This window comes from Rhizobium anhuiense, from assembly GCF_003985145.1.
In the GTDB taxonomy this organism is placed as follows: Bacteria; Pseudomonadota; Alphaproteobacteria; order Rhizobiales; family Rhizobiaceae; genus Rhizobium; species Rhizobium anhuiense.
In genome coordinates, this window is record NZ_ML133537.1 from 108047 (window position 1) to 122053 (window position 14007).

General features: G+C 62.3%; 11 protein-coding genes. 3 read left to right on the forward strand and 8 right to left on the reverse strand.

What is annotated here, in order from left to right; genetic code table 11:
- Positions 1-76 precede the first annotated feature (76 nt).
- Complete coding sequence (locus EEQ99_RS29485) at positions 77-3625, reverse strand: DUF5801 repeats-in-toxin domain-containing protein (RefSeq protein ID WP_127431555.1); 3549 nt, start codon at positions 3623-3625, stop codon at positions 77-79.
- Between the two features lie 814 nt (positions 3626-4439).
- Positions 4440-5333, reverse strand: coding sequence for a LysR substrate-binding domain-containing protein (locus EEQ99_RS29490; RefSeq protein ID WP_097543205.1), 894 nt, complete (start codon positions 5331-5333; stop codon positions 4440-4442).
- A gap of 114 nt (positions 5334-5447) precedes the next feature.
- Here EEQ99_RS29490 and EEQ99_RS29495 point away from each other — a divergent pair, with 114 nt between their 5' ends.
- A complete protein-coding gene (locus EEQ99_RS29495; protein WP_127431556.1) occupies positions 5448-6155 on the forward strand; it encodes a glutathione S-transferase family protein in 708 nt (235 codons plus the stop codon).
- A 44-nt stretch (positions 6156-6199) separates the two neighbouring features.
- Here the strand turns inward: EEQ99_RS29495 and EEQ99_RS29500 are convergent, their stop codons facing one another.
- Positions 6200-6586, reverse strand: a complete 387-nt coding sequence (locus EEQ99_RS29500) for a RidA family protein (protein WP_127431557.1) — start codon at positions 6584-6586, stop codon at positions 6200-6202.
- A gap of 25 nt (positions 6587-6611) precedes the next feature.
- Here EEQ99_RS29500 and EEQ99_RS29505 point away from each other — a divergent pair, with 25 nt between their 5' ends.
- Positions 6612-7193 (forward strand): Lrp/AsnC family transcriptional regulator, encoded by a 582-nt coding sequence (locus EEQ99_RS29505; RefSeq protein WP_127431558.1) that lies wholly within the window; start codon positions 6612-6614, stop codon positions 7191-7193.
- A gap of 38 nt (positions 7194-7231) precedes the next feature.
- On the opposite strand, the gene EEQ99_RS29510 is transcribed toward EEQ99_RS29505, so the two are convergent.
- From EEQ99_RS29510 to EEQ99_RS29525, 4 genes are all read right to left on the reverse strand, one after another.
- On the reverse strand, positions 7232-7633 hold the full coding sequence (locus EEQ99_RS29510; RefSeq protein ID WP_028757635.1) for a GFA family protein: 402 nt from the start codon (positions 7631-7633) through the stop codon (positions 7232-7234).
- A 114-nt stretch (positions 7634-7747) separates the two neighbouring features.
- Entirely contained in the window at positions 7748-9280 is a 1533-nt protein-coding gene (locus EEQ99_RS29515) for a S10 family peptidase (protein WP_127431559.1), read from the reverse strand.
- Positions 9281-9404: 124 nt separating this feature from the next.
- On the reverse strand, positions 9405-10697 hold the full coding sequence (locus tag EEQ99_RS29520; protein WP_047617244.1) for a CynX/NimT family MFS transporter: 1293 nt from the start codon (positions 10695-10697) through the stop codon (positions 9405-9407).
- Positions 10694-11371, reverse strand: a complete 678-nt coding sequence (locus EEQ99_RS29525) for a FadR/GntR family transcriptional regulator (protein WP_127431560.1) — start codon at positions 11369-11371, stop codon at positions 10694-10696. Before EEQ99_RS29525 ends, EEQ99_RS29520 begins: the two co-directional genes overlap by 4 nt.
- A gap of 508 nt (positions 11372-11879) precedes the next feature.
- Here EEQ99_RS29525 and EEQ99_RS29530 point away from each other — a divergent pair.
- Entirely contained in the window at positions 11880-12692 is an 813-nt protein-coding gene (locus tag EEQ99_RS29530; RefSeq protein ID WP_025570539.1) for a class II glutamine amidotransferase, read from the forward strand.
- A gap of 30 nt (positions 12693-12722) precedes the next feature.
- On the opposite strand, the gene coaBC is transcribed toward EEQ99_RS29530, so the two are convergent.
- Complete coding sequence (gene coaBC, locus EEQ99_RS29535) at positions 12723-13928, reverse strand: bifunctional phosphopantothenoylcysteine decarboxylase/phosphopantothenate--cysteine ligase CoaBC (RefSeq protein ID WP_047617240.1); 1206 nt, start codon at positions 13926-13928, stop codon at positions 12723-12725.
- Positions 13929-14007: the final 79 nt, after the last annotated feature.

Here is a 14007-nt window from a genome sequence, read left to right on the forward strand (position 1 = left end):
GTCTCTGGTGTACGAGATTACACAGCATGCAAAGACAGTGCGGGGGCAGCCTCGGCTGCCCCCGTTTGCTCAAGTGTCAGGCGACGTCGACAAGGATGTGCTGCATCGCTGTCTGGTCCCCATCCGCGTCCGCCACCTGGAAGGCGAAGTCGAGATTGGCATTCGGCGTCTCGGTCACCGTCGAGGTGAAGCCGATATCCGTGATCTTCAGCACGTCGTTATCGGTGGCGTCGAAGTTCACCAGACTGGTGGTCGCATTGCTGCCGCCGCCAGAGCCGGTCGTCCTGTTCAGGTCGATCGCCGTATTGTTGCCGGTGATCCCGTTGCCCGACTGCATGATCTGGACACCCTGCAGCACGTAGTCTTCGCCGGCGGCGTTGTAGTCGTTCTGCTCGACGATCACGAGGCCGTCATTATTGTCGAGCGTGAACTCGCTATTGTACGGGGCCGGCACCTGACCCGTCCTGTAGATGTCGGCATTCGACACATACATGGCCCGCGTGATCGTCGCGTTGTCGTCCGCAGTGCCGGCGATGTTGTCGGCGCCGTTCATGTCGATCAGGTTGAGGATCAGCATCAGGTCCTCGCTGTTGCCGATCCCGTCGAACTTGATGGCCATGGTGCCGGCGGTCGCTGTCGGGGCGGTGGCCTCGTTGGCAATGCCGACATTGCTGTTGAAGAACCGCAATGTGAGCAGTTCGTCTTTCTGGATCGTGTCGCCGGCGACACCGTTGGTGCTCTGCGTCGCAGACACCCACGTCTCATTGTTGTTGCTGACCATCTCGTGGCCACCGATGGTGAAGGTGGCGTCGGCCGATGTGCCTTCGCCATTGTTCGTCAGGCGGAACGGGTTGGATCTGTCGATCGCGTTGCCCGTGAACTGCACGTAGAAGTCTTCATCGGCAGCCGTGTTCGGGTCGTCCGCCTGCAGCCGTTCCACCACGATCTGCGGATGGCCGGTATTGCCCGTGGGCTCCTTGGACAAGAGCTCGCTGGTGTGGAGAACGTCGAAGGTGAAGCCTTCGAGCGGGTCGGTCAGGTTGATGGTATAGGTGTCGGCGACCTTGTCGAAGACCAGGGTGCCTCCTGCGGTGCCCGTCTGGACGCCCGCCGCCGGGTCCTTGTCATAGGTGAAGGTGAAGTTGAACGTCGCGGAGGTGAGGTTCTCCGACGCAAGCGTCACATTCGAGGTGAGGAGGTTGCCTCCGCCGCCGCCGGTGATCGTGCCGGTCAGTCCGATCTGGACGCCGGCCGCGCCATTCTGATCGACGAAGTCGGAACCGCCGCCGGTGTAGAATGCGGCCGTGTGAACATCCGCGCCGATGTTGTAGCCGAAGGCTCCGCTGGCCGATGCGTTGAGCACATTCGCCAGGGTCTCATGCTGGATGCCCGTGATAGCGGGGTTGCCATCGAACGGCACGGTGATCGTCGGTCCGTCATCCTCGAAGTTGAAGTTCTGGCCGATATTGTGGGTGGCTGTGGCCTGATCGCCATCGCCGTCGGTGATGGTCGCCGTCAGAGTGACGAGGTCGGCGGCAGCCAAGGTCCTGCTATCGTCCGGGTTGGTGGCGTCGGCGTGAACGACCGCCCGGGCCTGGTCGAGGGTGACGACGCCGGCAGCGCTGACGCTGACGGTGAAGACGATCGCACCAGCAGCCGAGCCGGCACGGCCGACGACGTTGCCGCCTTCGATGAAGAGCAGGACGGACTGGCCGGTTTCGGTGTCGGTGAGACCGCTGACATTGGTGACCTGGTTGATGCCGAGCGCATAGGTGATGTCGTCGCCATCTGCACCGGCATTGGAGGTGAAGAAGGTCGAGAAGTCGGCGCTGTCGTTGCCGGCCAGGTTGGTCTCGTCGACCGTCAGCTCCGGGGGGACGCCGGTTGCCGTGATCGTCGGTCCGTCATCTTCGAAGTTGAAGTTCTGGCCGATATTGTGGGTGGCTGTGGCCTGATCGCCATCACCGTCGGTGATGGTCGCCGTCAGAGTGACGAGGTCGGCGGCAGCCAAGGTCCTGCTATCGTCCGGGTTGGTGGCGTCGGCGTGAACGACCGCCCGGGCCTGGTCGAGGGTGACGACGCCGGCAGCGCTGACGCTGACGGTGAAGACGATCGCACCAGCAGCCGAGCCGGCACGGCCGACGACGTTGCCGCCTTCGATGAAGAGCAGGACGGACTGGCCGGTTTCGGTGTCGGTGAGACCGCTGACATTGGTGACCTGGTTGATGCCGAGCGCATAGGTGATGTCGTCGCCATCTGCACCGGCATTGGAGGTGAAGAAGGTCGAGAAGTCGGCGCTGTCGTTGCCGGCCAGGTTGGTCTCGTCGACCGTCAGCTCCGGGGGGACGCCGGTTGCCGTCATCGTCGGTCCGTCGTCGTCGAAGTTGATGAAGGAGCCGACCTCTTCGTTATAAGCGTTGCTGACCTCACCGCCATAATGCACTTCCTTGACATCGAAAAAGTCATGCTCGGTGTCGATATTCGCGATGGTAAAGCGGTCAAAGGTTCCGCCAGCCCCGCCCGCGGTGGTGAAATCGATCGTCACGCCCTCGCCGACATTCTCCAGGATCAGGCCATTGCCGGTGAGGTTGACGGTGATGCCGAGCGCTGCGGCAGTCGTTGCGACGCCGTTCAGTTTGAAGGTCACGCCGGTGATATTGATCTCGGTATCATTGTCGTCACCGGGGAACGCCGCGCCTTCAACATTGTCGTTGTTGTTATAGGCATGGATCTCGATGTCAGCCAGGCTGTCGGTCGGCGTGGACTGCGAGATCGTAAAACCCGCGCTGGAGACGTTCTCGAGGTGAGAGCCGTAGTCAGGCGCGGTTGGCGTGTCGGTAAAGTCTTTGCCCGCGCTCTGGGTGCCGCCGGTGATCAAGTCGATTTGAAGCTCGCGGCCGAAGCGGACGTCTTGCGATGCGACACCGAAGCCTTGCGTGCTGACATTGACTTCCGCTTGCACGCCGGCGTCGTGAGCCGTGACGAGAATCTTCTGCGGACTCGCTGCATCGGCGTCGAGAATATACCAGTTGTTGTGTCCGGACGGGGCGTCGTCAAGCTGGCTGAAATTCACCACCGACGTTCCGGTGACCGAGGCGAATACCTTGTTGGTCAGATCGATGCGGTCGTCGGGGTTGGTCGCATCGGTATGGAGCAAGGGCACGTATTGAACCGTATAGAGGTCCGCATTGGTGGCGCTGGTGCTGATCAGTGCGAGCGAGAAGGCAAGCGGCCCGGTCTCTGCGGGTTCGGCGAGCGGGTTGGCAGTACCAATGACGCCGATCACGACGTTTGGATGCGTCGGATCCTGGAACAGCCAGACATAATTGCCATCCACCGTCCGGATGCCGCTGTTGACGCCGACTGTGGTGGAAAACGGGGTCCCGGAAGAATTCTGTGTGAGAACGACCGAGGTGATGGTTTCTCCAGCGCTCGCCGATGCGACCACGAAGTTGCTCTGGTAGGCGACCTCCGGTGAGGCTAGCCCGCCCGCAGCGTCGAGACCCAACAGATATTGCAGCGTGGTGTTGCCGACGTGCGGCGGAGCAGAGGGGCTGATATCGTCGTCGGTCAGACCGGCGGTTTCATCGATGATGATGTCTTGGGTCGTGATGTCGAGTGCCATGGAGATTCTCCCTCAGATTGGATCGCATTAAGAGGAGGGATACAATCCTTAGGTGCAAAAATGCACCCGCCCGGGTCTACCCCTTGCGCATTGAACTTACGGCGCTCAATTGACTGCCGCTGTCTCGGCGATCGAGAGCACTAGTCCATTTCAGCTTGAGGGCATTAAGACCAAAGTCCATGTGTGTATTAAGACCAAAGTCCAAATCGAGAGGTTGAAAACAACTCCAAAGCTTACTTTCTCAAAAAATACAAGAGATAGTTGGTAAGGTTCGGAATAAATCTAAGAAAGACTGGCGACAACCCCTCGTGCCCACGCGAGAATTTCTTCTCAACTTTATATATACTGCAAATTTATCTGAAATGCACTTAGACAGTTTGAGCTACAAGCAAAGCGATATTGAGCCGCGTTGCGCCTTTTTCTGTGTGTTCACGGCGGAATACATCGCATCCGTATCTGCCGAGTACCCGCGGCGTCACGGATAGTCGAAAACACAAGACAGTCTTCTGGTTGTGATAAGAAAGGTAAGTTGGGATAAGAAGAAGCTAAAGTGACCTCGGGAGCGAGCAGCGACTTACAGTCTCGCCGGAAGACGGCTCGTCGGCGGTCTGTGTTCCTCGCGTAGGACGGTTTCTCGCTGCTTTATGAGTCCGAGCGTTATCCGGCGCTCAAGATGGTCGCCATCAAGGAATATCACGCCGCCAAGGCGGCTTGATCGCCAAAGCAATCCCAGGAAAAGTGTGAAACGGTTTTCCGTCCGGGATTGCGGAAGGATAAAAGATCACGGCAATCCCAGGAAAAGTGCGAAGCGGCTCTAGCCGCCGAGCTGTTCCGCCAGGAAATCGACGACGGCGCGCACTGCCGGCAGCTGGCCGCGCCGGTGCGGCATCAGGATCGTCGTCTCGATACTGCCAGCCGTCCATTCCGGCAGCACCCGCACCAGCCGCCCGTCTGCCAGCGCCTTCCGGCAGACGGATGTCGGCAGGCAGGTAATGCCAAGCCCGGCAGCGGCCGTTTCCATCAGGACATAGGGCTCATCCGCCGCCATGACGGATTGCAGCGAGACCAGCGCCTCATCGCCGTGATCGGTGTAGAGCCGCCACTGATTTTCGGTCAGGCTGGTCATGATCGTTGCGTGCTCCGCCAGTTCCTCCGGCCGGTGCGGTTGCCCGTGCGTGCTGATATAGTCCGGCGAAGCGAGAATGAGGAAAGGGTGGCTGGCGAGCTTGCGCTGCACCAGCGCCGAATCCGGCAGCGGCCCGCGGTGGCTGCGCAGCGCTATATCGAAGCCTTCCTGCACGATATCGACGAAACGGTCGGTTACATGCACGGAAAGCCGGAGCTTCGGATAGCGTGCCGCCAGCGCCGGCAGATGTTCCGTCAGGGTAAACTGCGCCGTCGGCACCGAGGCGGTGAGACGAACGCTGCCGGCCGGTTCGGCCAGATGCCGCCGCACGATGCCCTCGGCCATCTCCGCCTCGATCATCGAGGCCTGGGCATGCTGAAAGAATTCCCGGCCGAGCTCGGTCAGCGCGAAGCTGCGCGACGTGCGCTGGATCAGCCGGACGCCGAGGCGCCCCTCCAGCTCGGCAACCCGTTTGCTCACCGTCGATTTCGGAATGCCGAGATGCCTGGCCGCGGCGGTAAAACTGCCGCTGTCGACGGCCTGCACGAAGAGATGAAGATCGTTGAGGTTGAAAAGCGCCATGATCATCTTCCATCAATGTAGACATTGCGATGCATTTATAGCCTCTATCGCAAGATCGTCCACATCAGCACATTGATCATGTCAAAAACGGGTCAATTCTGAAAGGAACGATTGATGTCACCCATATTGTTTTACGGCGTGCCGGAAGGCTGCTCCTTCGGCTCGATCGTCGCACTGGAATGGTCGGGCCTGCCTTATCGGCTCTGCCGCGTCGAGATGCCGGAAATGGTCTCCACCGATGACTACGTCAGGATCAACGCAGTCGGCGAAACGCCGTCGCTGCTGCTCGATGATGGCAGGACGATCAGCGAAAGCATGGCGATCCTCCACCATATCGGCGCTCGAGCGATCGGCAACGGTCTGGGCTTTGCGCAGGGGTCGGAGGATTTCGATCGTCTGAACCAGATGCTCGCCTTTCTCAACACCACCTTCTTCAAGGCCTTCGGCCCGCTCTGGTATGCGTTCGAACACCCGCTGGAGCCGCAGCAAAAGCAGGCCCTCACCGCCTATGGCATCGCAGCGGTCGAAAAGGCGCATCATACGCTGGAGCGTCTGCTCGATGCGCGTGAATGGCTTCTCGGCAACGGGCCGAGCCTGGCGGATGCCTATTTCGTCGGGATCGCTCGCTGGAACGATTTCCACAAGGTCGTCGAACGCCGACAGTTTCCTGGCCTGCACCGTCTCTATGAGCGCATGCAGCAGGAACCGGCCGTGCGTTTTGCCCATGCGATCGAGCATCGGCAGGAGGCGAAAAGCAGCGGCGGTTTCCGCGGCGAGGTCAATCTGACCGAGGCGCTAGGCCTGTTGAAACAGGCGGCCTGAAAACCATGGCCATCGCATCTTCGGGTGCGATGGCCAATTTTCAATCAGCCGGCAGCGACGATCTCGATTTCGACCAGCCAGTCGTCGCTGAGCGTTTCGACGATGATGGCTGTGGTCGGTAGGGCACGGCCGCCAAGTGCCCGAAGGCGGGCATTCTGGTTCGCCTCCACAAAGGCACCGTCGCGCAGATAGCTCGTCAGCCGCACGATATTCTCGACGGTCATATCAGCCGAGGCGAGGATGGTGCGCAGATTGGACCAGATGAGCTCCAATTGCCCGTCCAGGTCGACGCCCGCCATTCCCTCTTGATCGAGACCCATCGTGCCGCTGACGAAGAGCAGCCGCGTGGGATGCCTGACCTCCAGCGCATGGATATAGTCGGGGTTCGCCGGATAGATCCCGCTTGCCGGATTGCGCTCGATCATCTCCATTCGATTTGCCTCCGCGAATATTCTGTTGAAGAATGCCAGTATCGGCGATTATTTTTCGGCAAGAAGGGGATTTTACCGAATGACGAAAAATACAGAGGATCTTCGGCAAAGACGTGCGCAGCAGCCGGCCATCGATGTCTTCGACCGAAAAATATTAGCCGCACTCGCCGCCGACAGCAGCCAGAGTTATGCCAGGCTTGGAGAAGCGGTCGGCCTGTCGGCGCCGGCCGTGCACGAGCGCGTGCGCCGTCTCCGGCAATCCGGCGCGATCAAAGGCATGCATGCCGCGCTGGATGGCGCAGCGCTTGGCAAACCGTTGCTTGCTTTCGTGCATGTGGAGGCGGCCGGCTGGGGCAAGAGCGAGCGGCTGATGCAGGTCCTGCGGTTTCCCGAGGTCGAGGAGATGCATTCGGTCGCCGGCGATGCCAGCGTTCTCTTCAAGGTCCGCACGGCGAGCCCGCAGGACTTGGAGGCTTTTCTGGCGCAGATCCATGCCGTTCCCGGTGTCACCGGCACCCGCTGCTATGTCGCCCTTTCCACCTATCTGGAGCGTCCGGTCCAGGCCGGCGTCACCGACAGCTGGCCTGATATGCCGCGGCCGGAATAGACAGGCGCTCTGGTTTCCCGGCTAAGCGTCCTGCCGCTTTAATCCTCGCCCTCGAAGCGCGGCAGGTGCTCGATATTCTCCACCCCTGCCAGGGCCGAGCGGCACCATATCTGTTTCTTGGGCGTCAGTTCCCGCCGCTGGTCGATGCTGCCGACGCGGATGCCGATCGCGCCGCCTTCGCCGTCGGTGCGGTAAAGCGGCGATCCGCAATTCGGGCAGAAGAATTGCCGGCTGAGACCGCCGCTGTCGCCATATTTTGCGTAGCCTCTCGGTTCGCCCGACAGGAGCGTCAAACTGTCCGGCCGCGCCGGTGCGGTGACGCGATAGGCCGAGCCGGTCAGCCGCTGGCAATCGGTGCAATGGCAGATCGAAATCCGCTCTGGATCGATTTCCGCCTGATAGCGGATTGCGCCGCAATGGCATCCCCCGGTGATATGCATCGGTTACTTCCTCAAAGCATGTCGCGCAAAAATGTACTGCGGTTTTGCGATCATGAGATGCGATAAACAAAGAACCAAAGCGTGGCAGGCGAACCTGAACGATCGCCCCACGCCTCAGTCCGCCGGCTGCGCGCCTGGCCGTGTGGCATAGAAGGCCTTGGCATCGGCCGTGAAGGCGGCCCGCTGATCGGCTTTGGTATAGAACATATGGCCGCCGCGATAAAGTTTCAGCCCGACGCGCCCGCCGGCGAGCGACGGCGGCAGATGATCGACGACATAGCGGCTGACGCTATAGGGCGTCACCAGATCGCTGTAGCCATGCGCGATCAGCAGATGGAATGCCGGGTTCGAGGCGAGCAGCTGCCGGATGTCGTCGGTGGCGCTGGCCTGGAGGCGCGATCCGCCGCCGCGTCCTCCGCCCCATTCCCAGCGCCGGCTGATATCGCCTTCGAGCAGCGTATAGGTCATCTCCGTCCTGAAGCCGAGTTGGTTGCGGGCGTAATCGGCAAAGGCGCCGCCATAGGCGCGGGTGAAGCCATCGAGGATGGCGTCGTCGCCGCGATCGTAGTCCGATTCCGGGTAGGGATCGGGGGCTGCAAAGGAGGCGTCGTAGGCGCTCATCACCTCGCCGCTGCCCACGTCGGAATGTTTGACGAAGGAATTGCCGAGGAAGCCGCGGTTGCGGGCGACGATATCCTCGGGAATGCCCGTCAGCTTGGCGACCCTGCCATAGAAGGCGGCGGCCTCGGCACCCGTCGGCGGCGGTCCGGCCAGCGTCGTCAGATAGTCGCCGAGCGCGAAGGTCTCGGCCTGCTTCTGCGTCTCTTCGTCGAAAGCCTTATGCCGGTCGAGTTCGGCGGCCGCCAAAGACGGTAGTTCGAGGGCTGCGCCGAGCGCGAACTGGTCGGCATTGAACATCAGCTGGCCTTCGAGCAAGGGAGAAAGCATCACCGCGCCGGCGACGATGATGCCTTGGCTTTCCTGCAGCGCCGAGGCGACCTTGGCGGCGCGGAAGCCGCCATAGCTTTCACCGAGAAGATATTTCGGCGAGTTGGAGCGGTTGTTGTGCGTGACATAGAGCGCGATCGCCTTGGCGATGCTCTCAGCATCGGCATTGACGTTGTAATAGTTGGAGGCGTCGTCCGCCTTGACCGTCCGGCTCCAGCCCGTGCCGATCGGATCGATCAGCACGAGATCGGTGAAATCGAGCCAGCTCTGCTTGTTGTCGACGAGTTTCGCATTGGCGCCGTCGCGTCCATCCGGCCCGAAATCGAGCACTTCAGGCCCGACCAGCCCGAGATGCAGGAAGGCGGAAGCCGCACCCGGCCCACCATTGAAGGCGAAGGTCAGAGGCCGGTTCGCCCCGCCATCCCCAGCGACATAGGCAGTGTAGAAGATCGCGCCGGTCTGCGCGCCGTCCTGGCCGAAGAGTGCAAGCGTGCCGGCGGTGGCGGTATAGGCGATTTTCCGGCCGCCGATCGTCAGCTCGTGCTCGGTGACGGAATCGGCCGGCAGCAGCTTCAGCACGCCCTCGCGCGCGCCGCTCTGGATATTGGCCCTCGGCTGACCGCTTTCCTGCGCATGAGAAAGGGCAGGGGCCAGCATTGCCGCAAGCGCGGCAAGCAGAAACAGGGTTCGGATGCGCAAGATGTCTCCTCCGGCGATGGGATGAGGGGCTGAGATAGCGTAACATCCGCGGCCGGCGACGGGCATCAAGAGATGGTGATGGGCCAGTGAATGAACCAGTGAACGAGTGAGCTGAGCGTGCGGCTCAGCCTGTCTTCTCGACCGCATGGACGTTCACTTCGATTGCCCGGCCGGCCTTCCAGCCGTTGATCGCCGCGCCGAGCCCAAGCGCGACAAAGAGGGCGGCGCACCAGGAAAAGCTTCCGGTCCAGCCGCGGATGAGACCGACGATGAGTGGGCCGATGGCGGCAAGCAGGTAACCGACGCATTGCGCCATGCCGGAAAGATGGGCGGCGACATCGGGATCGCGCGAGCGCAGCACGATCGTCGTCATGGCCGCGGCGATCAGCCCGCCCTGACCGATGCCCTGCAGCACCGCCCACAGCCAGACTGTCGACAGCGGCGCAAAGAGCAGGCCGAGCAGGGCGGTGACGGCGACGCCGCAGAGGCTCGCATTGATCAGCCGCTGATCGCGGCCGCGCACGGCGATATGCGGCACGATCAGGCAGGAGGCGGCCTGCACCATCACCGACAGGGAAACGATCGCCCCGGCGGTGACGCCGTCGAGCCCGCGTTCGCGCAAGATCGGAACCAGCCAGCCGAAGACGCAATAGGCAAGTGCCGATTGCAGCCCCATGAACAGCGTGACCTGCCAGGCGAGCCGGTCGCGCCAGAGGCCTTTGACGTGGAAGCCATTTCGTCTTGCCTGCCGGCCGCTGCGAAGAACCTCAGGCAGCCAGAGCAGGCTGACGATCAGGGCGGGCAGCGCCCAGATGGCGAGCGCGCCCGCGAGAGACCCGCCCAATCCATGCTCGATCGGCAGCGTCAGCCCGGCCGCACTTGCCGCACCGGCGCAAAGCGCCATCGTGTAGAAACCGGTCATCAGCGCGGCGCGCCCGGCGAAATCCCGCTTCACCAGCCCCGGCAGCAGCACGTTGCCGACAGCGATACAGGCGCCCGCAAGGGCCGTGCCGATGAAGAGTAGCGGCACGGAGGAAAGCCCGCGCAATGCAGTGCCGAGCGCGAGAAGCAGCAGAACGCCGAGCAGCGTGCGCTCAGTCCCGAGGCGCTGGGCAAGACGAGGCGCAAGCGGCGAAAAGGCGCCGAGGCAGACGACCGGAAGCGTCGTCAGCAGGCTGGCGCCCAGCGCGCTGAGGCCGAGCTCCGAGCGGATTTCCGGCAGCAGCGCCGAGGCGCTCGAAAAGACCGGGCGCAGGTTGAAGGCGATCAGCACCAGGCATGCGCCGAGCAGGAAACGACCCGCAGCTCCCCGCTTCGACGTTGCCTGCGGCGGCGGAAGGCTGCCGGTCTCGGCGTCGATCAGCAGTTCGTCGGCCGCCTCGAGCGTGCTGGCAGCGTGATTGAAAGGCGTGTTCATGACAGGATCATCCGGTCGAGTGCGGCAAGAACCGGCGCCATGAAACGGCGCACCGCCGCGTCCGCCTTGTCGGCATCGCCGGTCTCGATGGCGTCGACGATATTGGCATGCGCCTGCATATCGGGTTCCGGAATATCCTTGCCGAGCGTTGCGGCGATGGTGTCGGCAATCGAGGCCGAGAAGAAATCATAGATCTCGATCATCGCCCGGTTGCCGGAAGCGGCGATGACGGCCTTGTGGAAGGCGAGGTCGCGTTCGATGAAGCCGGCCTGATTGCCGCCATCGTAATTGCCGCGTTCGGCAAGCAGCCTGCGCAGCTCGGCCACCGTTTCCGGGGTCTTGCGGATCGCCGTCAGACGGGCTGCCTCGACGTCGAGTGCGCATCGCGCCTCGAACTGGTCGCGCAGGCTGGCGCGCCGTGCCATCGTCAGCGGCCGGCCGGCATCGCGGGTCGAGCGGACATAAGTTCCCGAGCCCTGGCGGGTTTCGAGATAACCCTGCGAGACGAGAACGCGCACTGCCTCGCGCACCGTGCCGCGGCTGACGGACAGCATGGCTGACAGCGAGGCTTCATTCGGCAGTTTCTCGCCGACCGCCCAGCGTTTGCCGAGAATGTCGCCGCGAATCGCCTCGATCGCCTCATCGGCGAGATTGGTCTTGCTGAGTGCCCGCATTCCATTACTCATAAAGTCATCTGATGACTTTATGAGTAATGGAATTTCGAAGTTCCGTCAATTTGAAATCCGGGCATTAAAAAAGGGTCGCCTCAGCGACCCTTTCCATGAGTTTGGCCTCGAACTGGCCTGGACTGTCTATGCAGCCCCAGGAAGGCGGGGATTAGAGCGAGGGCTGCCTCGCCTTCTTCACCTCTTCCATGCCCGTTACGAGGTCCGAAATCTCATTAGACATTGGATCACCTTCCTTTCGTTCTGTTGCTGATGACTTAAAGTTAGGCTGATTCTTCACAGATGCAAGAAGAAATTCCACATAGGACGCAACCCTGGGCAATGCGGATGTTCACGAGAGAACACAGTGTTTCGCAGAATTTGAAGATGCCGGACGCCACGAAACTGTCATCTTGCGCTTGCAAACCGGCGGCGCGTTAAGCTGTTATTAGCCGCGAGATCAGACAATTTAGAGTATTCCCGCCGGTGCGGCGGCGGGTTCCGGAGCAAGAAAGCCATGTGTCGCTGGGCAGCCTATCGTGGAGACCCTCTCTATCTCGAGGAACTGGTATCCTCGCCTGCCCATTCCCTGATCGAGCAGTCCCATTGCGCCACCCGCGCCAAGACGGCGACCAATGGCGATGGCTTCGGCATCGCCTGGTATGGTGACCGGCCCGAGCCCGGCCGTTACCGCGATATCCTGCCGGCCTGGTCGGATTGCAATCTGAAGAGCCTGGCGCGGCAGATCCGTTCGCCGCTCTTTCTCGCCCATGTCCGCGCTGCGACCGGCGGCGGCACGCGCCGCGACAATTGCCACCCTTTCACCCATGACACCTGGTCCTTCATGCATAACGGCCAGATCTCCGGCTTCGAGCGGCTGCGCCGGCCGATGGAGGCAATGCTCGATGACGATTTGTTCAATGCCCGCGGCGGCACGACCGATTCCGAACTGATGTTCCTGCTGGCGCTGCAGTTCGGCCTGCGCGAGGCGCCGGTCGCCGCGATGGCTCACATGATCGGTGTCGTCGAGGATCTGGCCGAAAGCGTCATCGGCTCGATCCTGCTGCGCTTTACCGCTGCCTTCTCCGATGGCAGCACGCTCTATGCGATCCGTTATGCCACCGATCGCAAGGCGCCGACGCTCTATGCCTCACCCGTCAGCGCCGGTTATTGCCTCGTCTCCGAGCCGTTGAACGATGATGTCGACGCCTGGGCGGAAATTCCGGACGGTAGCGCCGTCACCATCGGCAAAGACGGCATCGACGTCGCCGACTTCCGGCCGGAGAAGCGCAATGCGGTCAAGCCGCAGCGCCTGGCTATTCCTGCCTGAGCCGCTCTCGGCTAGCTGAGCCGCTCGCGATCAGCGGAGCCGCTGGGCGATCAGCGCTGCGAGCCTTTCGGCAACCTCTTCCTTCGCCAGGTCGGGCCATTGCTCGACGCCGTCGCGGCGGACGAGTTTGACGCTGTTGCGGCTGCCGCCCATGATCCCGGTGGCGGGAGAGACGTCATTGGCGACGATCATGTCGGCGCCCTTCCTCTCGAGCTTCGCCTTGGCATTGCTTTCCACGTCCTGCGTCTCGGCGGCAAAGCCGATGACCAGCTTCGGCCGCATCGTATGATGGCCGACGGTTTTCAGGATGTCCGGATTTTCGGTCAGCGCCAGCGTCGGAATGGATTCGCCGGGATGTTTCTTCAGCTTCTGGTCGGCCGCCGAGGCGACGCGCCAGTCCGCTACCGCCGCCACCATCACGGCGACGTCGGCCGGCAGTGCTGCAAGCACCGCATCACGCATTTCCTCGGCCCGTTCCACGTGGATGACGTTGACGCCGACCGGATCGGCGATCGTCACCGGTCCCGATACCAGCGTCACCTCCGCCCCGAGCTTTGCAAGGGCTGCGGCGATCGCATGTCCCTGCCGGCCGGAGGAGCGGTTGGCGATGTAACGCACCGGATCGATCGGCTCATGCGTCGGTCCTGAGGTGACGATTGCCTTGCGCCCCTTGAGCGGCTTTTCTCCGTCGTCGAGCAGGGTTTCGGCGGCCGCCACGATCTCCAGCGGCTCCGCCATCCGGCCGAGCCCTGTCTCCCGGCTTTCCGCCATCTCGCCGGCCATCGGCCCGACGAAGCGGATGCCGTCGGCCCTGAGCATCGCGGCATTCCGCCGGGTCGCCGGATGCGCCCACATGGACGGATTCATTGCCGGTGCGGCAAGCACCGGCCTGTTGGTTGCCAGCAGCACGGTCGAGGCAAGATCGTCGGCAAGCCCGTTCGCCATCTTCGCCATCAGATCGGCCGTGGCAGGGGCGATCAGCACGAGATCGCAGTCGCGCGCCAGCCTGATATGGCCGATATCCTGTTCGTCCTGCCGCGAAAACAGATCGAGGAACACATGGTCCGCCGCCAGAGCACCGACGGCCAGCGGCGTGACGAATTCCTGCGCCCCGCGGGTCATCACCGGGCGCACGCTGGCGCCGCGCTCGCGCAGCCGGCGGATCAGATCCAGGCTCTTATAGGCGGCGATGCCGCCCGAGATGATGAGGAGGATGCGTTTTCCGCTGAGAGCCATGGCTTTTTCTACCCGTCGCCTTTTCTGACCGGCCCCGACCCTAAGCCTTTGGCGGAGAACATGCAATCGCGCGGCGAAA